Here is a 21,941-nt window from a genome sequence, read left to right on the forward strand (position 1 = left end):
TGAAGGCGCACCGGCAGGTCATGTTATCTCGTGTAACGGCCGCCTCCCCGAGGGAAGGAGGCTCAACTCTTACTGAGCAGTCGCGACCTTCTCTTCCATCTGGGGTGCTACGACTGCACCCGGACGGATACGCTGAAGGCCGTTGACGACAATTTTGTCTCCGACTTCGAGGCCCCCTTCGACCACGCGCTGGCCATCGAACAGCGAACCGAGCTTGATCTGCCGGTAGTTGACCTTGTTCTCACCGTCGACGACGAAGACGAACTTCTTGTCCTGGTCGGTTCCGACAGCGCGGTCACTGATGACGATCTTGTTCTCCGCCTTCGGCTGGCCCATCCGCACACGCACGAACTGGCCGGGGATCAGCCTGCCACCGGGATTGTCGAATACGGCCCGCACTGCAATCGTGCCGCTTGCGGCGTCAACCTCGTTGTCAACGAGCTGAAGCTTGCCCTTGATCGGCGTCCCGTCGTCGGCAAGCGTGCCGATTTCAACCGGGATCTGCTCGACGGCCGGCAGTGCTGCGTCGGTTGCTGGAAGCTGCGAGAGTGCCTTAGTGACCATCTCTTCGCTTGCATTGAAGCTTGCATAGATGGGATCGACGGAGACCAACGTCGTCAACTCGGGCGAAGCCGAACCGGCAGCGACAATGTTGCCGGCCGTGACCTCGATCTTGCCGATACGCCCGGAAACCGGAGCACGTACCTGTGTATAGTCAAGATCGAGTTGAGCGGACTGCAGCGCGGCCTGCGCAGAGCGTAAGCTCGCCCGGGCTTCGGCCAGCGTGCTCTGACGCTGGTCGAGATCGCTCTGGGAGATCGTTCGGTTATCCGAGAGACGGCGGCCGCGATCGAGCTCGGTCTGCGCCAGGCTGACTTTGGCTTCGGCCGACGCGACCTGACCCTGTGCCTGCGAGACCGCCGCCTGATAGGGAGCAGGATCGATGGTAAACAACAGGTCGCCCTGTTTCACCAAAGCGCCTTCGCGGAAGTGCACAGATTGGATCGCACCCCCAACGCGAGGACGGACCTGCACGCGATCAATGGCTTCCAGACGACCGGAGAAGCTCTCCCAGTTCGTCACGTCGCGGCTGGCGACGACAGCAACCGTTACCGGCACAGCCGGAGGCTGCGCAGGCTCGGAGGCGGCCGTAGCGGTTGCGCTCATCGGCAGTTCGAAAAAGATGGCCGCTGCTGAAACGGACGCAGCGAGGCCCAGGCCAGCGCCCACTAGGGCCCAGCGTTTATTTTTGGACGTCATTGGTACTCTCCTTGCGGCCCAAATGGCCGTAAAAAATCAGTTCGTCGTCAATGCAATTGTGGCTGAACGCTCACGTCCTGAAGGAAATCCCCGAAGTGGCGGCTGACGTTGTCCTGCCAGGTCGAAGTTCCCTCAGATTTTCCGCCATAAATGGAAGGCCAGCCTGTCCCGGCGGGAAGAACATGCTGGCGCACGCCAACGCCTGCCTTCTTCAGGCGCGCGGCGTAACCGATGGTTTCGTCGTGCAGCGGATCGTCCTCCGCCGTAAAAATCAGAGCCGGTGCAACGCCCGAAATCCGCGAGCAAAGACAAGGCGCAGCATAGGGATGACAGCCGCCGCCGCTCAGGTAATGGCTCCAGCCTTCCGTCCAGCGCTGGCGCATGCCGATTTTGTCCGCCTTGCGGATCGAAGACGTACCCATGAAAGGATCGAGAAGAGGAGAAAGCAGGATCTGGCCGTCGAGCACATCCGGCATCTGGTCACGCGCTTTCAACGCAACACCGGCAGCGACGTTACCACCCGCCTCTTCGCCGGCAACGAAAAGCAACGACTTACGGTCGCCGAGACCGGCCTTCTTGAGGGCAAGGTAGGAAAAGATCGAGAAGGAAACTTCGAGCGCTTTGGGAAAGACATTGCCCGAAAGAGTACTGTAGTCGGCGGAAACGACAATCGCACCCGCCTTTGCGAGGCTGCTTGCGATCGGGCGATCGGCTTTGGGGTCGCTGTCGAGAAACGCACCGCCGTGCAGATAGAGCACGATCGGCGGCCCTTTGCCGAAATCGGCGCCCATATAGACGCGCGCAGAAACGGGGCCAGCGGCCACCTTTTCCAGCACCATCTCTTTGATCTCGGGCACCATCGTCTCTATCTCTTCGCTGCTTAGCGATCGACGGGCAACGCCCGCCTCTTGCATTTTGAACCAAAAAGATATTGTTATTCAAAGTGGGGAATAAGAAGCGATATCGCGATAACACTATTCCAAATCCCGAACAATGTTGCAACGCAAACTGCGGAATTGAACCGATGGATCAGCTCTCGGCTATGCGCGTCTTCATCCGCGTGGTGGAGACCGGCAATTTCACCCGCGCCGCCGACATGCTCGCCATGCCCAAGGCTACGGTGACCAATCTCATTCAGGGGCTGGAAGCGCACCTGCGCACCAAGCTCCTCAACCGCACGACACGCCGAGTCATGGTGACGACCGATGGCGCTCTTTATTACGAACGCGCCGCGCAGATCATTTCAGAACTCGAGGAATTGGACGGCAGTCTTTCAAACTCACAGAGCCTGCCCACGGGCAGACTGCGCGTCGAGATGGCGGGTGCCTTTGCCGATTCCATTCTGGTGCCGGCGCTTTGTGATTTCTATCAGCGCTATCCCGATATCCGCATAGACCTCGGCGTCGGTGACCGCACCGTCGATTATCTCGCTGAAAACGTCGACTGCGCGCTGCGAGCTGGCACGCCGGCCGATCAGTCGCTCATTGCAAGGCGCGTCTCGGAGATCGAGATGATCACCTGCGCCGCGCCTCTCTATGTGGAAAAATTTGGCCTGCCGCAGCGGCCGGAAGAGCTTGAAACCGAACATTATTCCGTCAGTTATTTCCGCGCTCAGAACAATCGTACGGTACCGTTCGAATTCCGCAAGGGTAACGAGGTTGTCGAGGTCAATCCGCGCTACATTCTCTCGGTCAACGACAGCCGTACCTACATGACCGCAGCGCTCGCAGGTCTCGGCCTTGCCCAAATCCCCGTGTTCATGGCGCGTGAACCAATTGCGAAGGGCGAGCTGGTTCAGACCCTGACGGAGTGGACGCGCGAGTCGCTGCCGCTCTACGTCGTCTACCCGCCGAACCGGCACCTCAGCAACAAGGTTCGCGTCTTCGTTGACTGGCTGGTGAAACTGCTGGCGGACGCGAAACTGAATGCCCGCTGACAAAGGATCATTCGCAAAAGAAAGCGGCCCGTGATGGGAGGGATAACCGTCACGGGCCTTGATCTGATGTCTGAAACTTGAGGCCTGACGCGCCGCAGGAAAAGGCGCGGCAGGCCTGGAGTGGAGGTCGGGAGGCTGACGGCAGATACCGTCCGCCTCCGTCCATTTTGATATAGGTGCGCTCCGCCAGATAATAAGGGGGTGGACCCAACAGACCGTTCACAAGTTTGCTACAGACGGTTATTTCCTGACAACGGGCTTCAGCAGATCCTGGAGGCCGATGCGGCGGAAGAGCTCGGCACGAACGCGGTCGGCAACGCCGTTGACGATCTCAGCCCCATCTTCCGACGGATCGATATGGGTGCGGAACGGCCGCTTGCCGAAGGGCATGTTCACCACATCGGCGATGGCCGTCGCGACGGCGGCGGCATCCGCATCCTGAGGTTCGAGCGAAGCAAGACCCTTCAGCGCCTGTTCCGGGAGGCCCTTGTAAGGACCTTCATTATATTCGGCGGCGCGCGCCGTATCGGCCGGTGAACCGGAATGGGCGAAGTGGTTTGTGCCCGTGGTGAAGGCGCCGGGAACGATGATTGCGGTTTCGATACCCCAACGGGTCAGTTCACTCGCATAGGAGACGGCAAGCGAGTCCATGGCAGCCTTGGCGGCGAAATAGGGAGCAAGGTAGGGAGGTGTACCGCCGCGGGTGCTCGAGGAGGAAACCCAGACGACGAGGCCCCTGCCCTGTTTGCGCAAGTGCGGCAACACAGCACGGTTCACACGCTGGGTCGACAACACGTTGATATCGAAAAGCTCGGCATATTGCTCCGGCGTGAAGGCCTCGGCCGGACCGAAGGACATATGACCCGCGTTATGGATAATCGTATCGATGTGCCCCTCGGCGGAAATTACCTTGGCAACGCCTGCTTCGACCGAAGCATCGGACGCGACATCCAGTTCGACAGCCTTGAGATCGACGCCGTTTTCTTTGGAGAAGGCTTCGACGGCCTCGACCTGCGGCCGGTTGCGGCCTTCGGTTTCACGCATCGATGCGTAGACGATGTGGCCTTCCTTGGCGAGCGCGCGGGCGGAAAGGGCGCCGAAACCGCTGGAAGCACCGGTGATGACGATGACTTGCTTGCTCATGATCCTATTCCTTCTATTCGGGGGGGCTGGCTATTCGAATGGGGTTGATGGAAAGAATGTGAGGGAGGAGCGTGGCGGCACGGCACCACCACGCGTTTGCGTCAGACCATGCCGCCGTTGGCGCGCAGCACCTGGCCGTTGATCCAGGCACCGTCCGGGCCAGCGAGGAAGGCGACGACACCGGCAATATCCTCCGGCGTACCGAGGCGCTCGAGCGGGTTGGCCTTGGCAAGGCGGTCGATCAGTTCATCCGACTTGCCGGTGAGGAAGAGGTCGGTGGCCGTCGGCCCGGGAGCGACGGTATTGACGGTGATCTGGCGGCCTCGCATCTCCTTTGACAGGATGGCGCCCATCGTCTCGACGGCCGCCTTGGTCGCGGCATAGACACTGTAGGTTTCCGGCTTCAGGCCGACGACCGAGCTTGAGAAGTTGATGACCCGGCCACCGTCACGCAGGCGCTTGGCAGCCTCGCGCAGCGTATTGAACGTGCCCCTGAGGTTGACGTTGATCTGGCGATCGAAGGTAGCGTTATCGACATCGGCGAGACGGGAAAGCAGCATGATGCCGGCATTGTTGACGAGGACGTCGACACCGCCGAAGGCTGCCTCTGCAGCGTCGAACATGCGGCGCACAGCCTCGGCATCGGCGACATCGCCCTGTGCTGTCAGCGCCTTGCCGCCGGCCTTCTCGATCTTCTGGGCAAGTTCTTCGGCAAGGTCAGCGTTGCCGGCATAGTTGATGACGACGGTGAAACCGTCCTTGGCGAGACGTTCAGCAATCGAAGCACCGATGCCGCGGGAAGCGCCGGTTACGAGAGCGACCTTGTTTTGATTGGCAGACATTTTCTTCTCCTTTGCTTCGGCGCCGCAGCGCCTTTCGATGAGGAGAAGATGCCCCTTTATGTCTGGCGGATAATCAGCCATTATCCGGCATCACTATCCGGGAAGTACGAACAAATTAGATGGATAGATTCGATGCCATGCGGGTCTTTTCTCGCGTCGTGGAGCGCCGCAGCTTCACGCTTGCCGCCGAAGATACCGGCCTCCCGCGCTCGACCGTTACGGACGCGGTCAGGCAGCTTGAGGCGCGTCTTGGCGTGCGCCTGCTCCAGCGCACCACCCGTCATGTCAGTCCGACACTCGACGGCGAGGCATACTACCAGCGTTGCCTGTCGATCCTCGCCGATATCGAAGACGCGGAGGGTGCCTTTGCCGGTGCCAAACCGAAAGGCCTGCTGAGGGTAGACGTACACGGCACGCTCGCCCGCCATTTCGTGCTGCCGAGCCTGCCGTCCTTTCTGGAAGCCTACCCTGATATAGAGTTCTATATGAGTGAGGGCGACCGGCTGGTGGATCTGGTGCGCGAGGGCATCGATTGCGTTCTGCGTGTCGGTACTCCGCAGGACAGCGACATGGTCGCCCGGCGCGTCACCATGCTGGAAGAGATCACCCTTGCCTCGCCGTCCTATATCGCCGCTTTCGGTCTGCCCGAACATCCCGACAGGCTGGCTTCGCATCGCATGGTCGGCTTCCGCACGACCGGCAGCACCGGCCCAATACCCCTGGAATTCATCGTTGACGGAAGCATCCGCAACATTACCATTCCCGCGACGGTTACCGTCAACGCCGCCGAAAGCTACATTTCCGCTGCCCGCATGGGTCTCGGCATGATCCAGATCCCACGCTACCACGCCGAGCAGGATCTGGCTGCAGGGACTCTCGTCCAAGTGCTTGCGGGTTTTCCCCTCACGCCGACGCCGGTCTCGCTGCTCTATCCGCGCAACCGCCAGCTTTCGCCGCGCGTCCGTGTCTTCATCGACTGGCTGGTAAAGGTCTTCGCTCGACAAAGTGCCGAAAACGCGGTTCACTCATATTAGCGCTTTCGGAGGAACGGTCATGCCACTCAGCGATATCATGGTCTACCAGACTGACGAGGGCTTTGTTGTCGAGTTCGGCGGAGAGGGTGAGGACCGGATTGCCGTCACGCTGCGCGAAGCCCCCGAGCTCACGAACGACAACGCCATCGCCAAAGCCAAGGCGATTTTGAGCTCGGCACTCGAAACCGTGCACGGCGACAGCGTCCGCGGCAAGGATGCCGCTCTGCTGGAGGAAGAACTAAACGAAGGTCTCGAAGATTCCTTCCCGGCAAGCGATCCGGTCTCCGTCACCGTATCCTCCATTCCGATGCGCGACCCCAATGCCGGCCACTGAATCCGTGCCAAAATGATACTGTCGAGATCATGAGACGCACATTGTTCGGGTGACAGATCGTCGATGGGAATGCTATCGCCAATCTCCATGAGCATAGAGACGATCAATGGCGCGCTCGGCGCCGGCCCGCTTGCCGGGGAAAGCCTGCGCCATTTCTTCGAACGTGATGCGATCGAGGTCGCCCGCGACCTGCTCGGTTGCCATCTGACGGTCAATGGCACGGGCGGACGGATCACAGAGACGGAGGCCTATTGCCCCGATGACGAGGCCTCGCACAGTTTCCGCGGCCCGACGAAGCGCAACGGCGCCATGTATGGCCGCCCAGGTAATGTCTATATCTACCGCATCTATGGCATGTACTGGTGTCTGAACTTCGTCTGCACACCAGGCTCGGCGGTGCTGATCCGTGCGCTGGAGCCGGAAAACGGCCTGCCGGCTATGATGGAGCGGCGCGGCACCGATGTGCTGACCCAGCTCTGCAGCGGCCCAGGCAAACTCTGCCAGGCACTCGACATCGACATCTCCGTCAACGACCGGACGCTCGACCGGCCACCCTATGCGATCTCGCCCTCCGCTCCTGTGCCCATCGTCTCAGGCAAGCGGATCGGCATTACGAAAAATGCCGAAGCACCATGGCGCTTCGGCATTCAGGGATCGCGATATCTGAGCAAGCCGTTCCGCTAATGGGAGCCTTCAACCTCATTCCATGACGGCGCTATGGTCCATGGCGGGCGCAGCCTTCGGCTTGCGCAGCAGCAGGACCAGCGGCATGACGGCAAGCGACATCAGCATCAGCAATTTGAAGTCGTCCATATAGGCAATGATTGTCGACTGCAACGTGATGACGTCGTTAAGCGCCGCGCGGCCGACCGCCGTCAGCGGGCTGAGACCCTGCGCTGCCGTCGCATCGAAGGCTCTGTTAAACGGCGTCACATAGACCGCGATCGACTCATGATTGCTCTGCGTGTTTTCGACGATCAGTGCCGAGACGATCGAGATGCCGACCGAGGACCCGATGTTGCGTGACAGGTTATAGAGGCCGGTCCCATCACCGCGCATCTGTGCCGGCAGCGTCGCAAAGGCGATCGTCGTCAGCGGCACGAAGAGAAAGCCGAGGCCGGCGCCCTGGATGAAGCCGACCGAGATGATCGTCCACTGCGAAACGTCGGGCGTCCAGCCGGTCATGTCATACATCGCCCAGGCCGTCAGGCCGAGACCGAGCAACAGCAGCCAACGCGTATCCACCTTGCCGATCAGCCGGCCGACGATGAACATGCAAAGCATGGTGCCGAGGCCGCGCGGTCCCATGACGATGCCCGCCGTGATGACCGGGTAGCCCATCAACGTCTGCAGATAGGGTGTCATCAGCGCCAGCGAGGCGAGATAGGTGATGCCGATCACGAAGATGAAGATCATGCTGACGGTGAAATTCTGGTCGAGGAACAGCCGCGGATTGACGAAGGATTTCTCCGCCGTCAGCGTATGCACCAGGAGCAGATAGAAAGCCGCGGCGCAGACGATCGCTTCGATCATGATTTCACCTGAAGAAAACCAGTCGAGCTGCTCGCCGCGGTCGAGGAAGAGCTGGAGCGCGGCAATGAACAGGCTCATCATCCCGAAACCGAACCAGTCGAGCTTGGCGAGCGCATCCCTCTTCGTCTCCGAGACGAATATGACGATGCCGGCAAAGGCGAGCGCACCGATCGGAATGTTGATGTAGAAGACCCAGCGCCAGCTGATATTGTCGGTCAGCCAGCCGCCGATGACGGGACCCAGAACCGGCCCGACCATGACCGAGACGCCGAACAGGGCCATGGCCGAGCCGCGCTCCTCGACCGAGTAGATGTCGAGGAGGATGCCCTGGGAAAGCGGAACCAGCGAGGCCCCGAACAGGCCCTGCAGCAGGCGGAAGGCAACGATCTGCGGCAGCGACTGCGCCAGACCGCAAAGCACGGAGGCGACGACGAAACCGACGATTGCCGTCAGCAGCACGCGCTTGCGGCCGAACTTGGCGGCAAGGAAGCCCGATGGCGGTGTCATGATCGCCGCCGCGACGATGTAAGAGGTCAAAACCCAATTGATCTGGTCGGCGGAAGCCGAAACGCTGCCCTGAATATAGGGCAGCGCCACATTGGCGATCGTCGTATCGAGCGCCTGCATGATGACGGCGAGAATAACGCAGGCCGTGATCGCGCCGCGATTGGCAACCGGCGTTGCCGATGGTGCAGGGGCAGTACTCATGGCCGTTACTCGTGGCTTTTGCCGTGGCCCAGAAGGTTGTTGACGAAATCAGGCAGGCCGCGCGCGTGGCCGGTATCGACATCGACGACCGTGCTCATGCCGACGCGAAGCGGCGGCTTGCCCTGAGAGTCGTCGATGCTGACGCGCATCGGAATGCGCTGCACGACCTTTACCCAGTTGCCGGTCGTATTCTGTGCCGGCAGCAGCGAGAAGGAAGAACCCGACGCCGGGCTGATGCTTTCGACTTTGCCCTTCCATAGGACGCCCGGATAGGTGTCGACGTAGATATCGACCGACTGGCCGGGCTTGACGTAAGTAAGCTCGGTTTCCTTCGGACTTGCGGCGATCCACAGATGCGAGGTCGAAACCAGCGAGAAGGCCTGCTGCGAAGCCTGAAGATAAGAGCCGACCTGCAGCGCGTTGACGTTGGTCACGATGCCGTCGAAGGGCGCCTTGACGATGCTGTGATCGAGCTCGCGTTGGGCGTTGTCGACCTGCGACTTGGCCTGCAGATAGAGCGGGTTTTCTTCGACCGGCTGGTCGGCATTGCCGCCGAGCTGGGCAAGCGTCGTTGCTGCCTCCGCCTTGGCGACGGAAACCTTCTGCTGCGCGGCCTCGAGATTGTGCTTGGCCTCGTCATAGGCCGACTGCGTGGCGCTGCCGTTGTTGACGAGGTTCTGCTGCCGGTCGAACTGGTCCTGGTAATAGGGCAGATCGGCTTCAGCTTGCGTGATCTCGGCGAGCGACTGCTGGTAGCTGGCCTTGAGGTTCATGATCTGGTTGCGCTGCGCCCCGAGCTGTGCCTTGGCGCCATCGAGAGCTATCCTGAAGGCGTCCGACTGCAGGCTGAAAAGCACCTGCCCCGCCTTGACCTGCTCGTTCTCATGTACGTTGATCTTGTCGACGATACCGGAAACGTCGGTCGTGATGCCCACCATGTCCGCCTGGATATAGGCATTGTCGGTCGACACGATCTGACCGCCATTGACATAGTAGTAGCCGCCGACGACGAGCGCCACGGGCAGCAGGGCAAAGAGGACGGGTCGGGTGAAGCTGCGCCGGCGGCGGACCTTGTTGCCGCCAGGCGCAGCCACCGCGGCAGCCGCGGGCGCTGAATTGGATGAAGGCGCCTCTGCCACCGTTTCCGGTTGTTGGGGAATGTCTTTTTCTTCGAGAGGGTTCTTGGCATTCGCGTCGGAGACGACGCGCAGCGGGGATTGATCAGCCATGTTTCGTCTCATTCTCGGCGACCGGGGACCGGCACGCCTGCACCAGGTTCGTCTTCATTACGGACAGGATACGGAAAAGCTGCTCGCGCTCTTCGGGTGTTATGCTTTCCAGCGCCTCGCCGCGGGTCACATCGCCGATCTTTCGCATTTCGGCGAGAATCGGATGGGCTGCTTCACGCATGTAGAGCAGCCAGATGCGTCGGTCGGTCGGGTGCTGGCGGCGCTCGATCAGGCCGCGCTCGGCGAGCTTGTCCAGGATGCGGACCAGCGTGATCGGCTCGATTTCGAGGATTTCGGCAAGCCCGCTCTGATGGATGCCCTCATTATTGGCGAGATAGGCAAGCGTCTGCCACTGAGACCGCGTCAGCCCAAGGTCCTTTGCGCGCTGCTCGAACCGCTTGCGTAGCAGACGGGCAACGTCGTGCAGAAGAAAACCGAGTGTTGGATTGTTGGTCATATACCTTCGCCGGCTAGTAATAAGCATCCTTATGATGTAAATACATATATTGAGCATGCGCAGAGCACAAGAGACGCAATCTCAAGATTCCGCATCTGCGGCCAAAATGCCGCAGCCCGCTGGAGAGCCTTCGATCCGGCTTTTCGAAAAGTTCAGTGGTGGCCGAAACTCGCCTCAGCAACGCTGTAAAGCGACATATCAGCGCAAGCGTCGGGGTCTGAGGGACTCCAAATCCATGCAGATAATTGGCATTTGCAATTTTTGGATTCTCCCGTTTATAGTCTGCCTTCATGGAGTTAGGGGGAAGCAGAATTTTCTCCCTCCGGTTGATTTCGAGGTGCTGGCGTTCACCTGTCATCTCCCGGCAGCCAAGCATGGGTAGAATTCAGATTCAGGACGAAGCTCATGCCTTCGTTCCAGCAGACATGAATAGCTTATCTCAAGCATAGGTTCAGGCGGCTGCATTCGGCCGCCCGCAAGGGGGACCGGAATGGCTTATTCGCTTCGACAGACACTGGCGCTCGGCTGCTTTGCGGCTCTTTTACCTCTTATCGCTGAGGCGCAGCAGGCACCCGCTCCCCCGCCCGTCACGGTCGCCAAACCCGTCGTGCGTGATGTAGTCGATAATGACGAATTCATCGGCCGCTTCGAGCCTGTCGACGAGGTCTCCGTCCGCTCGCGTGTCGGTGGCTACCTGCAGGAAATCGACTTTACGGACGGCGCTCTGGTGAAGAAGGGGGACCGTCTCTTCGTCATCGATCAGCGGCCGTTCGTAACCGCCCTCAATCAGGCCAATGCGGCACTCGAAGCGGCGAAATCGGCACTGGTCTTCGCCGACGCCCAGTATAAACGCGCCCAGTCCCTTGCTTCGAGCGGCAGTCAGTCGGCGCAGACATTGGACGACCGCCGCCGCGAATTCGATTCGGCCGAGGCCAATGTCCGCGGAGCGCAGGCCGCAGCCGATCGCGCAGCTCTCGACATGGAATATACCGAAATCGTTGCGCCCCTGAGTGGCCGTATCGATCGGCGCCTGATCTCCGCCGGCAACCTCGTGCAGACAGACCAGACCGTGCTGACGACGATCGTTTCCCTCGACCCGATCGATTTCTATTTCGACGTCGACGAGCGACGGCTGCTGAATTTCGCCGACACGGCCCGTAAACTCGGCAAGGATCTCCAACTGGGCGGCGGCGGACTGGACGTCACGGTCACGATCTCTGATCCCACAGCCAAGCCGTTCAAGGGAAAGCTCGATTTCGCCGAGAACCGGATCGACAATGAGAGCGGCACCATTCGTCTGCGCGCCCGCTTCCCCAATCCCGATCTCGTCCTTCAGCCAGGCCTCTTCGGCCGTATACAGGTCGCTGCCTCCAACACCTATCAAGCCATTCTCGTCCCTGACGAGGCAATAGGCTCGGACCAGAACGAGCGCGTCGTCTATGTCGTCGGTGCAGACGGCACGGTCTCGACCAAGCCCGTGAGGCCCGGTCCGCGGCTCTACGGCTACCGTGTCATTCGTGAAGGCCTCGACGGTACCGAGACGATCATCGTCAATGGCCTGATACGCGCCCGACCCGGCGGTAAGGTCACGCCCCAGATGACCGAATTGCCGAAGGAGCGGACAGATGCTCCGCCGGAAGCTGCCGGCGCGGAGAGCAGCCAATGAGATTTGCTCATTTCTTCGTAGACCGGCCGATCTTTGCGGCCGTCATCTCCATCGTTCTCCTCGTGGTCGGCAGTATCGCCTATACGCAATTGCCGGTCTCCCAATATCCTGAGATCGCGCCTCCGACTATCGTCGTGCGCACCTCCTATCCGGGCGCCGATCCGCAGACGATCGCCGACACGGTTTCGACCCCGCTCGAACAGCAGATCAACGGCGTCGAAGACATGCTGTATATGTCTTCCTATTCCAGCGCCGACGGCGCCATGTCGCTGACGATTACCTTCAAGCTCGGCACCGATCTCGACAAGGTTCAGGTTCTTGTGCAGAACCGCGTTTCCATCGCCCTGCCCCGTCTTCCCGAGGAAGTCCAGCGGCTCGGCGTGACCACCGACAAGAGCTCGCCTGACCTGATGATGGTGGTGCACCTCTTGTCCCCGTCGCACCGCTATGACCAGCTCTATGTCTCCAACTACGCTCGTAACCGCATACGCGACGTTCTCGTGCGCCTTGACGGCGTCGGCGATGTGCAACTCTTCGGCGAGCGCCAGTATTCGATGAGAATCTGGCTGGATCCGGAAAAGCTCTCCGCCTACGGAATGACATCCGATGACGTCGTTGCTGCCTTGAGAGACCAGAACGTCCAGGTGTCAGGCGGCAAGATCGGCGCCCCGCCCGTGACCGGCAAGAATGCTTTTGAATATACGGTGCGCACGGACGGACGCTTCTCGGACGTGCGCCAGTTTCGCTACGTCATTGTGAAATCGACAGCCGGCGGCCGGCTTGTAAACTTGCAGGATGTCGCCCGTATCGAGCTCGGCGCACAGGATTACGTCACCAACAGCTATCTCAACAACGACCCCGCAGTTGCTCTCGGCATCTTCGCTCGACCGGGGACCAACGCGCTGGATACGGCCCATCAGATCCAGGGTATCATGAAGGACCTGTCTCAAAATTTCCCGCCGGGTCTGGAGTACCGTATCATCTACGATACGACCGAATTCATCTCGGATTCGATCTATGAAGTCTACAGAACCATCGCCGAAGCGGCGATCCTCGTGGCGATCGTCGTCCTCGTCTTCCTGCAATCCTGGCGAACGGCGATCATTCCGATCATCGCCATCCCCGTATCGCTGATCGGCACTTTCGCCGTCCTGCTCGCCTTCGGCTTCTCGCTCAACATGCTCACCTTGTTCGGTCTCGTGCTGGCGATCGGTATCGTCGTCGACGACGCGATCGTGGTGGTGGAAAACGTCGAACGAAACCTGGCGCGCGGCATGACCCCGAAACAGGCCTCGCACGTCACGATGGACGAAGTCGGAACCGCCGTCGTCGCCATCTCGCTGGTCTTGATCGCGGTGTTCGTGCCGACGGCCTTCATTCCCGGCATTTCCGGACAATTCTATAAACAGTTCGCGGTGACGATCTCGGTCACGACGGCGATTTCCGCATTGAACTCGCTGACCCTTTCGCCTGCGCTAGCAGGCATATTGCTGAAAAGCCATGACCACGAAGCCAAGCGCAAGAATATCTTTTCCCAGGTGGGAAGCGGGCTTGCGAACGGCTTCAACGGCGGATTTGATCGAATGAGCTCGGGCTATTCCTGGATCGTCCGGCACCTCGTCAGCAGTTGGGTAGGATTGACAGCTTCGCTTATTGTCTTCGCCGGCCTGTTGGGCGCAACCTGGTACATGGGCCAGAAGGTTCCCTCCGGTTTCATCCCGACCATGGACCAGGGTTATGCGATCGTCGTCATCCAGCTTCCGGACGGCGCCTCGCTGGCGCGTACCGATGCCGTCGTCAAACAGGTAGGCGAGATCGCCCGCACGGTACCCGGCGTCGGCAATGCCGTGCAATTCGCCGGTTTCAGCGGGGCGACCTTCACCAATGCCTCGAATGCCGGGGTCGTCTTCGTCCCGTTCAAATCCTTTGCCGAGCGTGAGGAAGGCGGCGAAACCGCCAACAAGATCATCGGCGAGCTCTATGGCAAGCTGCAGAGCATACAGGAAGCCTTCATCATTGCCATCCCGCCTCCATCGGTGCGCGGCGTCGGCAATTCCGGCGGCTTCAAGATGCAGATTTTGGATCTTGAAAACGCTGACATGACGCGCGTCCTTGGTTTGGCCCGCCAGATGATGGGTGCCGCGGCCACGACCCCGGGTCTGACAGGCGTCTTCACGACATTTTCGGATGCAAGCCCACAATATTTCCTGGCGATCGACCGCGACAAGGCACGTTTCCTGAACGTGCCGATCCCCAATATCTTCAACGCGCTCTCCATTAATCTCGGTGTGGCCTATGTGAACGACTTCAATGCGTTCGGGCGCGTTTATCAGGTTCGCGCCCAGGCTGACCGGCAATATCGCATGGACAGGGACGACATCCTGGCACTGAAGGTTCGATCGGCAACCGGCGCGCTGGTTCCGCTTGGCACTCTGATGGATATTCAGGATTCCAGCGGTCCGGCACTTGTCCAGCGCTACAACATGTATGTCTCGGTACCGCTTCAGGGCAATCCGACGCCCGGCACATCGACAGGCGACGCGATCAAGAAGATGGAAGCGCTGGCGGGGGAGATCCTGCCGCCAGGCACGACCTTCGAATGGACGGAGCTTGCCTATCAGGAAACCCACACCGGGAATACCGCCGTCTACATCTTCGCCCTGTCTGTCATTTTCGTCTTCCTTGCGCTTGCGGCACAATATGAAAGCTGGGTCCTGCCTCTGGCGATCATCCTTATTGTCCCGCTCGCGGTGCTCGCCGCGTTGATCGGCGTGTGGCTCAGGGGAATGGACAACAATGTCCTGACACAGATCGGCCTGATCGTCCTGATTGGCCTTGCGGCGAAGAACGCGATCCTGATCGTCGAATTTGCAAGACAAGCGGAGGAAGAAGGAAAAAGCGTCGTTGATGCTGCAATCGAGGCGAGTCATCTGCGCCTGCGCCCGATCCTGATGACGGCCTTCGCCTTCATCTTCGGCGTTCTACCGCTTGCCATCGCCACCGGCCCAGGTGCCGAAATGCGTCAATCGCTCGGCACGGCCGTGTTCTCGGGTATGCTGGGCGTGACAGTCTTCGGCCTGTTCCTGACGCCGGTCTTTTACGTCGTGCTGCGCCGCTGGCGTAAAAAGCCGGCGGAAGCCCAGGCTCGCGTCGATGCAGAAGAGAATGCTGCCTAGAGCAATTCCAGCAGAAGTGCATTCCGGTTTTGCGTCCGGAATTGCGTGAAGCAAATAGAGAGTATTTCGTGTTTCGAAGGAACCGATACTCTAAGGCTCAGGTGGAGAAGAGATAAACCTGTCCCTGCCAGAAGCGGGCGACGGAGAGCCTGCCGCTCTTGAAGGCGCGGGTGTCGAGGTTCAGCCGCATCGGTTGCACATCCGGCTGGTCGCCGGGCGTGTGACCATGCACAACGAGCTTAGGCAGCGGCAGCGGACTTTCCAGGAAGCGCTGGCGGATAAAGGCCAGGTCGTCGTCGGCCTGCTCGTCGAGCGGCACGCGGGGGTCGATGCCCGCATGCACGAAGACGACGTTGGGCGTATCGAGCATGATCGGCAAAGAGCGGATGAAGTCTATATGCGTATGCGGCAGCGACTGGCGGATAAAGGCGTCGAGCTGCGCACCCGAGCGGAAGACGAGAGGCAGATGATCGGGATCGAGGCCGTAGGATCGCAGAAGCTCAGCAGCACCCATGGTCATCCAGTCGTCATAGGATGCCCAGCCGTCGATATAGTCGAGCATGACGATCTCATGGTTGCCGGCAAGACAGATGCGTTCGAATCCTTCGGGCGCTGGATCCATGAGATGGCTGATGACATGTGCGGATTGCGGACCACGGTCGATATAGTCGCCGAGCATGACGATGAGTTTCGTTCCCGGCAAATGCTCGGCGTCGCGTACGATCGCCTCTTCCGCTTTCTGCAGCAGGTCGAGACGCCCATGCACGTCGCCGATGGCATAGGTCGGGATGTCAGCTATATCCATGCTCACGCGCGGACGCGGCTGACGTCCAGCCTTCGAACCCTCGCGGCTTCGTGCAAGAGAATCGCTCATCATTATTCCTGATCGGTTCGCCGTCCCTTAACCATAAGTAGAGCATACGGCAAGGCGATCAAGTTGGTAAGAAAATTCGCCCAGCCGGGCTTTTGTGGAAAAAGCGGCCTTACGCAAGCCAATGCAATCACGCACTTTTTTAGCATTAGGAAAGAGTGGCAGATGGGCACCGTATCGCAACTGCGCGACAATATGCGTCCTCCGGCGCACCGCATCGAGACTGAGGAGGAAGCCGTCTCCGCGGCCCGCGAGCTTGCCACCGCCTTTCGCCAGCAGGCAAGCGAGCGGGATATCACCCGCCTCATGCCGAACGCCGAACTCGACATGCTCTCGCAATCCGGCCTTACCGCAATCACCGTTCCCCCCGAATATACCGGGATCGATATCTCAAACATCTTGCTCGCTGAGATCGTCGCCATCATCGCCGAAAGCGACGCCTCGATCGGCAACGTGCTGGCATCTCACTTCCGGGTGCTGGAAGGGCTGCGCAGCCAGCCTTCGGAAGAGCTGAAGATCACCCTTTTCACCCGCGCGCTGGATGGTGACCGTTTTGCTGCTACCCGTTTTGCCGATCAGGCAAGCCTCGTTGCCGAGGGCTCCGGCTTTCGCCTGACAGGCCGGTCGGAACAGGCAGCTGCCATTCTTTTCGCCGACTGGATTGCCGCAGCAGCGACCGATCCCGACCGCCACAGAGCAATTCTCTATCTTCAGCACGACAGCGATGAACTGCAGGCGGTAGACGATTGGGACGCCTTCGGCCTGCGCACCAACGGCACGGCGACGCTGGTTGCTGGCAAGCTGCATGTGAATGCCGGGACTGTTGCCGCCGCCTTGTCTGACGATTACGCCACGGAAAAATCCCTGGGACTTCTGCTGCAGGCGGCCGTCAGCCTCGGCATCGCCCGCGCCGCCTTTGCCGACCTGCTCGTCATGGCGAAGGCCTCCCATGGCCTCCTCGGCAAAATCGGCGAGCGCGCCATCCGCATTGAAACCGCGACAGGCGCGCTTGAACAGGCAGGCCGCAAGCTCGATGTCGCGCAGGTCAGCCCCGCCGAAACTGCCATGACGGAAGCCTATTTCTCGGCCTCATCTGTCTGCCTTGCCGCGACCGAAGTGGCGTTGGATACGGCGAATGCCCTCTTCGAACTGGCAGGCAGCGTGACAGGCAGCCTCGTACTCAACCTCGACCGCCACTGGCGCAACGCCCGCATTCACGACATGGCAATCCTACGTGCGGCGCTGCTCGATGCGGCAGGTGCCCATGTTCTGAAAATCAGGGAAAGCTGAAGCAGTCCCAGCAGCAATATGCTGTGCTGGAGCGGAGTGTGTGAAAACAACAGGAGCCGGATCAGCTCGCGGCGGAAATCGGAAGCTTTTCCTCGACCGTCTCGATGCCGCCGCCGGCAACGAACTGTTCGAGCGTCATGTTGTCGAGAATGGCGGCGATCGCGTCCCGGACCTCGGTCATCGAGCGCCGCACCTGACAGGTCTCCGGATCGGCGCAGTCATCGCAGGCTTCATAAGCCGTCCGACTGGCACACCGGATCGGCGCAAGCGGCCCATCCAGCGTACGGATGACGTGACCGATGCGTATATCCGACGCAGGCCGCGAAAGTGAGTAGCCGCCGCCCGGCCCCTTCTTCGACCGCAGGATGCCGACATTGCGCAGTTCGAGCAGGATCGTATCGAGGAACTTCTTTGGGATATTGTTGCGCGAAGCGATATCGTTGATGAAGGCGGTCTCGCCCGGCGCCAGCCGCGCCAGATCGACCAGCGCCTTCAGTCCGTATTTTCCCTTTTTCGTCAACATCTGGATCGCCCTGCACTTTGCGGCACTATGCTTTCGTAATAACAGGGAAATAAAGTCAGAACCATGAAGAAACAACAAAATAACCATTTTTAGTAGGTTATTTCGGTCTTCTATGTTGCCTGAAAACCGCGCCGATCAAGTCTTCCGCTGTCTGGCAGCCGCAATGAGCCAGCCCCGCACAGACCACGGCGTAGAACCGTTAAATCGCATTTAGACCGTCTTCAGCATACCGCCATCGACGAAATAGGTAGAGCCGATGCTATAGCTGGACCGGTCGGAGCAGAGGAAGACGAAGAAATTCGCCAACTCCTCCGGCGTGCCGAAACGCTTGGACGAGGCATGTTCATCCGCCACGCTCTGCAGATAACCCTCCCAGTCGCCGCCGGTTGCGGCCGTGAGTTGCTTGGCGGTCTTGATCCAGTCAGGCGTCAGGATAAGGCCGGCGTTGACGCAGTTGACGCGAATCTTGTCCTTGACGAGTTCGGTGGAGAGCGTCTTGGAAAACATCATGAGCGCCGCCTTGGTGACATTGTAAATCGGCTCGTACCACAGTGGCTGGACAGCACAGATCGAGGCGTTGTGAAGGATGACGCCGCCGCCACGCTTCTTCATCTGCGGCGCAATTCCTCGCGCAAGGCGCACGGCGGCCATCACATGCAGATCAAAATACGCCTGCCACTTCTCGTCGGGCGCCTCCATGACCGTCTCGTTGGAGCCGGTGCCGGCATTGTTGATGAGAATATCGGCTCCACCACGTTCGGCTGCCGCCGCGATGATCGCCTCCGTGCCTTCGACGGTCGCCACATCGCTTTCGACCGCAGTGGCGCTGACACCATATTTTGCAGCGATGCGCACAGCTTCAGCATCGAGCCGCTCGCGTCCACGCGCAGATAAAATCAGGTTGGCGCCCTCCGCTGCCAGCCCTTCGGCGATGGCAAGTCCGATACCGACCGAACCACCGGTGATGACGGCGGTCTTTCCCTTCAATCCCAGATCCATGAAATCCTCCCGAATGCGGCCTTTAGCTCCGGCCGATCCGCCAACTCTCCCGGCATTGGTTCTGCCCGTCAAGCCGTGGCGGAAAATCATCGGTGCCGTTAGCTGATCCCTCTTGCCGCAGGTCGCGATCTGTCCCATGCCTGGAGGCATAGCGGAGGAGTTTTCATGCTTTTTTATTCGACCTTCATAAGGTTGAAGGACCGGATTGCCCTGTGCAGATCGCCGACAATCCCGGCCGCAACGAGCCCGGCACGGGTGAGATCAATTACGGCTTCATCCTCTCCGAACTCGACCGTCTCGGCTACGACGGCTGGGTCGGCTGCGAATACAAACCCAAGGCCGGCACCAGCGAAGGGCTTGGCTGGATGAAACCCTATCGGACCTGAGCGTGACATGAAGCCGTCGCTCCGAACTCCGGTTGTTGGCCGGCCCGGCTGGCGGAATACGGCTATGATGCCAATCGTCTCGAAATGTTGGCTCTATACGGAGCGCCTACGAAGCCAATGGCGTAATAGCGCATCTTCGCTATCGGAGACTTGCTGTCACCCACCTTCGTGGCATTGAAACCGTGCCAACGCCACCTTTCGCCTCAGAGCCAGCTTGAATGGCAGGCGCAGCTTGAAATGCCGCCGGCTCCGATTGGCTCTTCATCCCTGCGGACCGCAATCGGCTTCGGCAAACATTATGTTTTCTCCAGCTTCGGACCGCGCTTCGAGGAAGGCTCGCTACTGCCTACCCCAAGGGAAGCGGGCCATTGCCGGCAACGAATCCGAGAGGCGACCCTTGGCCACCGGTCCCCCCTTGCCTAGATTGAGTTCGAAAGCAGGAGGAGCGGCATGAGCGACGATCACGACCACAAGCATATCGACTGGCGCGAACATGGCGTGAAGGTCATCCCCGGCAATGCGCTTGATCCGAATACGGCGCAGACCCCGGGCATGAGCCGAGCAACCGCCATCAACAACGCGCGCGCCGGCGCCGAAAAGATCTGGGCCGGCACGGTAACGATTAACGCCAACGCCAAGACCGGCGCCCATCACCACGGCGATCTCGAGAGCATCATCTACGTGGTGAAAGGCAAGGCCCGCATGCGCTGGGGCGAAAACCTGGAATTCACCGCCGAAGCCGGCCCCGGCGATTTCATCTATGTGCCACCCTTCGTGCCGCATCAGGAAATCAACGCCAACCGCGACGAGACGCTGGAATGCGTGGTCGTGCGCTCAGGCCAGGAACCGGTCGTCGTGAATCTCGATATCGAACCGATCGAGAAACCCGAAAACGTGGCCTGGATCGACCCGATTCACCGCCACTAGGTTCAAGTTCTCATGCAGCGGCAAGGATCATCGCCGCACCCTTCTCCGCCACCATCATCGTCGGCGCATTGATATTGCCCGCCGTGATATTCGGGAAGACCGAGGCATCGACGATCCGCAACCCACTTATGCCATGCACCTTTAGCGACGCATCGACCACCGACGTCGTGGCATCCGGACCCATCGCAGCCGATCCGCAGAGGTGATAGATCGAACCGGAATTGCCGCGGAAGTAGGTCAGCAACTCCTCGTCCGTGCGAGCCTCTGCCGAAGGCGGCATCTCGGCTTTGGTGATCGACCGCAGAGCCGGCGCTTCCATGATCCGGCGCACCAGCCGGCTGCCCTGAATGACCTCTTCCTCGTCATGGACGGTGCCGAGATAGTTCGGCCGGATTTGCGGCACATCCGTCAACTCGGGCGAGACGATGCTGACACTGCCGCGGCTCGTCGGCCGGCAGGAATTGAAGGCCAGCAGGAAGCCCGAATAGGGCTCCGGCTTCAGCCCAGCCTTGGGATCGGTCGGAATGCGGTAGGAGAGCGGGTTGAAGTACAGTTGGATATTCGGCCGCTCCTCCTCCGGGCTGCCGCGCAGGAAAGCGCCCGCCTGATTGACGCTGAGCGCCAGCGGCCCCCGTCGCGTCAGGATATAACGCAAGGCCTGCCGCGCCTGCCCGAAGATCGTGCCGAGTTCGTCATTCAGCGTCGGCACGGCGGAGCGGTAATAGAAGCTGGCGCAGAGATGATCCTGCAGATTCTCGCCGACCGCCGGCAGATGCCTGACGAGCGGAATGCCGAGAGACTGCAGATGCGCGCCGTCGCCAATGCCAGAAAGCTGCAGCAGCTTCGGTGTATCGACAGCGCCGGCCGAGAGGATGACCTCCTGCCGCACCGAATAGCCGGTGACGCCACCCGGCCCGATCACCTCGACCCCGGTCGCCCGAGCTTCCGTATCGACAATCACCCGGCGCACCCGGCTATTGCGCAGGATCGCAAGATTGGGCCGCCCGAGCGCCGGCCGCAGATAGGCAAGCGAAGAGGACGAGCGCACGCCTTTTCGCGTATTGATGTCATAGATGCCGGCGCCCTCGATGCTCTCACCATTGAAATCCGCATTCAGCGGCAGCTGCAGCTCGGCACACGCCTCAAGGAAACGGTCAGTAATCGCATGCGATTGGCCGCGCATCGGCGTCACATGGATCGGCCCACCACCGCCGTGATATTTGCTCTCGCCGCCCGCATGCGTCTCCAGCTTGCGGAAGAAGGGCAGCACGTCGTCATAGCCCCAGCCGAGATTGCCGGCAGCCTTCCAGTCGTCGAAATCGTCGGCCGCACCGCGCACGAAGATCATCGCATTGATAGAGCCGGAACCGCCCTGCACCTTGCCGCGCGGCGCGTAGATGCGCCGGCCATTGAGCGCAGCCTCCGGCTCGCTCCAATACATCCAGTTGACCTTCGGATCGTAATAGGAACGCGCATAGCCAACCGGTACGCGGAACCACGGGGAGCTGTCATTGCCGCCGGCTTCGATCAGCAGCACGTTGTGCCTGCCGCTCTCGCTAAGGCGTGCGGCGAGAATGCAGCCGGCCGAGCCGGCGCCGACGATGATGTAATCGTATGTCGTCATCTT

General features: G+C 60.4%; 19 protein-coding genes and 1 pseudogene. 9 read left to right on the forward strand and 11 right to left on the reverse strand.

The genetic code is table 11. The features are described 5' to 3' along the window. Positions 1 to 69: 69 nt before the first annotated feature. Both JNB85_RS28220 and JNB85_RS28225 read right to left on the reverse strand, forming a co-directional pair. Positions 70 to 1,260: an efflux RND transporter periplasmic adaptor subunit gene (locus tag JNB85_RS28220; protein ID WP_220337712.1), complete on the reverse strand. Its 1,191-nt coding sequence runs from the start codon at positions 1,258 to 1,260 to the stop codon at positions 70 to 72. 47 nt (positions 1,261 to 1,307) lie between these two features. Beyond that, positions 1,308 to 2,120, reverse strand: a complete 813-nt coding sequence (locus tag JNB85_RS28225) for an alpha/beta hydrolase fold domain-containing protein (protein WP_220337713.1) — start codon at positions 2,118 to 2,120, stop codon at positions 1,308 to 1,310. A 164-nt stretch (positions 2,121 to 2,284) separates the two neighbouring features. Here JNB85_RS28225 and JNB85_RS28230 point away from each other — a divergent pair, with 164 nt between their 5' ends. Further along, the gene (locus tag JNB85_RS28230) at positions 2,285 to 3,196 is read left to right on the forward strand and encodes a LysR family transcriptional regulator (RefSeq protein ID WP_220337714.1); all 912 of its coding nucleotides are present in this window, start codon (positions 2,285 to 2,287) and stop codon (positions 3,194 to 3,196) included. A 240-nt stretch (positions 3,197 to 3,436) separates the two neighbouring features. Here the strand turns inward: JNB85_RS28230 and JNB85_RS28235 are convergent, their stop codons facing one another. After that, positions 3,437 to 4,339: an SDR family oxidoreductase gene (locus JNB85_RS28235; protein WP_220337715.1), complete on the reverse strand. Its 903-nt coding sequence runs from the start codon at positions 4,337 to 4,339 to the stop codon at positions 3,437 to 3,439. A 101-nt stretch (positions 4,340 to 4,440) separates the two neighbouring features. Beyond that, entirely contained in the window at positions 4,441 to 5,181 is a 741-nt protein-coding gene (locus tag JNB85_RS28240) for an SDR family oxidoreductase (protein ID WP_220337716.1), read from the reverse strand. Positions 5,182 to 5,300: 119 nt separating this feature from the next. Between JNB85_RS28240 and JNB85_RS28245 the strand changes: the two genes are divergently transcribed. The 3 genes from JNB85_RS28245 (at position 5,301) to JNB85_RS28255 (ending at position 7,233) form a co-directional block, all read left to right on the forward strand. Further along, positions 5,301 to 6,215, forward strand: a complete 915-nt coding sequence (locus tag JNB85_RS28245) for a LysR family transcriptional regulator (RefSeq protein WP_220337717.1) — start codon at positions 5,301 to 5,303, stop codon at positions 6,213 to 6,215. A gap of 19 nt (positions 6,216 to 6,234) precedes the next feature. Beyond that, positions 6,235 to 6,549, forward strand: a complete 315-nt coding sequence (locus tag JNB85_RS28250; protein WP_220337718.1) for a hypothetical protein — start codon at positions 6,235 to 6,237, stop codon at positions 6,547 to 6,549. 87 nt (positions 6,550 to 6,636) lie between these two features. Continuing rightward, complete coding sequence (locus JNB85_RS28255; RefSeq protein WP_420852301.1) at positions 6,637 to 7,233, forward strand: DNA-3-methyladenine glycosylase; 597 nt, start codon at positions 6,637 to 6,639, stop codon at positions 7,231 to 7,233. Positions 7,234 to 7,248: 15 nt separating this feature from the next. Here the strand turns inward: JNB85_RS28255 and JNB85_RS28260 are convergent, their stop codons facing one another. The 3 genes from JNB85_RS28260 to JNB85_RS28270 are packed head-to-tail and all read right to left on the reverse strand — an operon-like array spanning position 7,249 to position 10,476. Next, on the reverse strand, positions 7,249 to 8,790 hold the full coding sequence (locus JNB85_RS28260; RefSeq protein WP_220337719.1) for a DHA2 family efflux MFS transporter permease subunit: 1,542 nt from the start codon (positions 8,788 to 8,790) through the stop codon (positions 7,249 to 7,251). A 5-nt stretch (positions 8,791 to 8,795) separates the two neighbouring features. Beyond that, on the reverse strand, positions 8,796 to 10,019 hold the full coding sequence (locus JNB85_RS28265) for an HlyD family secretion protein (protein ID WP_220337720.1): 1,224 nt from the start codon (positions 10,017 to 10,019) through the stop codon (positions 8,796 to 8,798). Further along, complete coding sequence (locus JNB85_RS28270) at positions 10,012 to 10,476, reverse strand: MarR family winged helix-turn-helix transcriptional regulator (RefSeq protein WP_220337721.1); 465 nt, start codon at positions 10,474 to 10,476, stop codon at positions 10,012 to 10,014. The genes JNB85_RS28265 and JNB85_RS28270 overlap by 8 nt, the downstream gene beginning before the upstream one ends. Positions 10,477 to 10,966: 490 nt before the next feature. Here JNB85_RS28270 and JNB85_RS28275 point away from each other — a divergent pair, with 490 nt between their 5' ends. Next, the gene (locus tag JNB85_RS28275; RefSeq protein ID WP_220337722.1) at positions 10,967 to 12,142 is read left to right on the forward strand and encodes an efflux RND transporter periplasmic adaptor subunit; all 1,176 of its coding nucleotides are present in this window, start codon (positions 10,967 to 10,969) and stop codon (positions 12,140 to 12,142) included. Then, positions 12,139 to 15,318, forward strand: a complete 3,180-nt coding sequence (locus tag JNB85_RS28280; RefSeq protein WP_220337723.1) for an efflux RND transporter permease subunit — start codon at positions 12,139 to 12,141, stop codon at positions 15,316 to 15,318. Before JNB85_RS28275 ends, JNB85_RS28280 begins: the two co-directional genes overlap by 4 nt. A 97-nt stretch (positions 15,319 to 15,415) precedes the next feature. On the opposite strand, the gene JNB85_RS28285 is transcribed toward JNB85_RS28280, so the two are convergent. Continuing rightward, on the reverse strand, positions 15,416 to 16,192 hold the full coding sequence (locus tag JNB85_RS28285; RefSeq protein WP_220337724.1) for a metallophosphoesterase: 777 nt from the start codon (positions 16,190 to 16,192) through the stop codon (positions 15,416 to 15,418). 162 nt (positions 16,193 to 16,354) lie between these two features. On the opposite strand from JNB85_RS28285, the gene JNB85_RS28290 reads away from it, so the two are divergent. Then, positions 16,355 to 17,479, forward strand: a complete 1,125-nt coding sequence (locus JNB85_RS28290) for an acyl-CoA dehydrogenase family protein (protein ID WP_220337725.1) — start codon at positions 16,355 to 16,357, stop codon at positions 17,477 to 17,479. A gap of 61 nt (positions 17,480 to 17,540) precedes the next feature. Here the strand turns inward: JNB85_RS28290 and JNB85_RS28295 are convergent, their stop codons facing one another. Together JNB85_RS28295 and JNB85_RS28300 are read right to left on the reverse strand one after the other, a co-directional pair. Beyond that, entirely contained in the window at positions 17,541 to 18,002 is a 462-nt protein-coding gene (locus tag JNB85_RS28295; RefSeq protein WP_220337726.1) for an RrF2 family transcriptional regulator, read from the reverse strand. A gap of 210 nt (positions 18,003 to 18,212) precedes the next feature. After that, a complete protein-coding gene (locus tag JNB85_RS28300; protein ID WP_220337727.1) occupies positions 18,213 to 19,001 on the reverse strand; it encodes an SDR family NAD(P)-dependent oxidoreductase in 789 nt (262 codons plus the stop codon). A 180-nt stretch (positions 19,002 to 19,181) separates the two neighbouring features. On the opposite strand from JNB85_RS28300, the pseudogene JNB85_RS28305 reads away from it, so the two are divergent. Then, positions 19,182 to 19,387 (forward strand): annotated as a pseudogene (locus JNB85_RS28305) (TIM barrel protein); the annotation flags it as partial. Positions 19,388 to 19,837: 450 nt separating this feature from the next. After that, positions 19,838 to 20,314 (forward strand): cupin domain-containing protein, encoded by a 477-nt coding sequence (locus JNB85_RS28310; RefSeq protein ID WP_220337728.1) that lies wholly within the window; start codon positions 19,838 to 19,840, stop codon positions 20,312 to 20,314. Positions 20,315 to 20,324: 10 nt separating this feature from the next. Here the strand turns inward: JNB85_RS28310 and JNB85_RS28315 are convergent, their stop codons facing one another. Then, a complete protein-coding gene (locus JNB85_RS28315) occupies positions 20,325 to 21,938 on the reverse strand; it encodes a GMC family oxidoreductase (RefSeq protein ID WP_220337729.1) in 1,614 nt (537 codons plus the stop codon). Between the last annotated feature and the right edge of the window lie 3 nt (positions 21,939 to 21,941).

Source organism: Rhizobium mesosinicum (assembly GCF_019511345.1).
GTDB lineage: Bacteria > Pseudomonadota > Alphaproteobacteria > Rhizobiales > Rhizobiaceae > Rhizobium > Rhizobium mesosinicum.

What these genes read in the sequence shown, in the direction of transcription:
- JNB85_RS28290 (WP_220337725.1), top strand. Translation starts at nt 16,355, where the DNA reads ATGGGCACCGTATCGCAACTGCGCGACAATATGCGTCCTCCGGCGCAC.
- JNB85_RS28245 (WP_220337717.1), top strand. Translation starts at nt 5,301, where the DNA reads ATGGATAGATTCGATGCCATGCGGGTCTTTTCTCGCGTCGTGGAGCGC.
- JNB85_RS28315 (WP_220337729.1), bottom strand. Translation starts at nt 21,938, where the DNA reads ATGACGACATACGATTACATCATCGTCGGCGCCGGCTCGGCCGGCTGC.
- JNB85_RS28250 (WP_220337718.1), top strand. Translation starts at nt 6,235, where the DNA reads ATGCCACTCAGCGATATCATGGTCTACCAGACTGACGAGGGCTTTGTT.
- JNB85_RS28240 (WP_220337716.1), bottom strand. Translation starts at nt 5,181, where the DNA reads ATGTCTGCCAATCAAAACAAGGTCGCTCTCGTAACCGGCGCTTCCCGC.
- JNB85_RS28295 (WP_220337726.1), bottom strand. Translation starts at nt 18,002, where the DNA reads ATGTTGACGAAAAAGGGAAAATACGGACTGAAGGCGCTGGTCGATCTG.
- JNB85_RS28265 (WP_220337720.1), bottom strand. Translation starts at nt 10,019, where the DNA reads ATGGCTGATCAATCCCCGCTGCGCGTCGTCTCCGACGCGAATGCCAAG.
- JNB85_RS28310 (WP_220337728.1), top strand. Translation starts at nt 19,838, where the DNA reads ATGAGCGACGATCACGACCACAAGCATATCGACTGGCGCGAACATGGC.
- JNB85_RS28220 (WP_220337712.1), bottom strand. Translation starts at nt 1,260, where the DNA reads ATGACGTCCAAAAATAAACGCTGGGCCCTAGTGGGCGCTGGCCTGGGC.
- JNB85_RS28285 (WP_220337724.1), bottom strand. Translation starts at nt 16,192, where the DNA reads ATGAGCGATTCTCTTGCACGAAGCCGCGAGGGTTCGAAGGCTGGACGT.
- JNB85_RS28255 (WP_420852301.1), top strand. Translation starts at nt 6,637, where the DNA reads ATGAGCATAGAGACGATCAATGGCGCGCTCGGCGCCGGCCCGCTTGCC.
- JNB85_RS28300 (WP_220337727.1), bottom strand. Translation starts at nt 19,001, where the DNA reads ATGGATCTGGGATTGAAGGGAAAGACCGCCGTCATCACCGGTGGTTCG.
- JNB85_RS28270 (WP_220337721.1), bottom strand. Translation starts at nt 10,476, where the DNA reads ATGACCAACAATCCAACACTCGGTTTTCTTCTGCACGACGTTGCCCGT.
- JNB85_RS28225 (WP_220337713.1), bottom strand. Translation starts at nt 2,120, where the DNA reads ATGGTGCCCGAGATCAAAGAGATGGTGCTGGAAAAGGTGGCCGCTGGC.
- JNB85_RS28275 (WP_220337722.1), top strand. Translation starts at nt 10,967, where the DNA reads ATGGCTTATTCGCTTCGACAGACACTGGCGCTCGGCTGCTTTGCGGCT.
- JNB85_RS28230 (WP_220337714.1), top strand. Translation starts at nt 2,285, where the DNA reads ATGGATCAGCTCTCGGCTATGCGCGTCTTCATCCGCGTGGTGGAGACC.
- JNB85_RS28280 (WP_220337723.1), top strand. Translation starts at nt 12,139, where the DNA reads ATGAGATTTGCTCATTTCTTCGTAGACCGGCCGATCTTTGCGGCCGTC.
- JNB85_RS28235 (WP_220337715.1), bottom strand. Translation starts at nt 4,339, where the DNA reads ATGAGCAAGCAAGTCATCGTCATCACCGGTGCTTCCAGCGGTTTCGGC.
- JNB85_RS28260 (WP_220337719.1), bottom strand. Translation starts at nt 8,790, where the DNA reads ATGAGTACTGCCCCTGCACCATCGGCAACGCCGGTTGCCAATCGCGGC.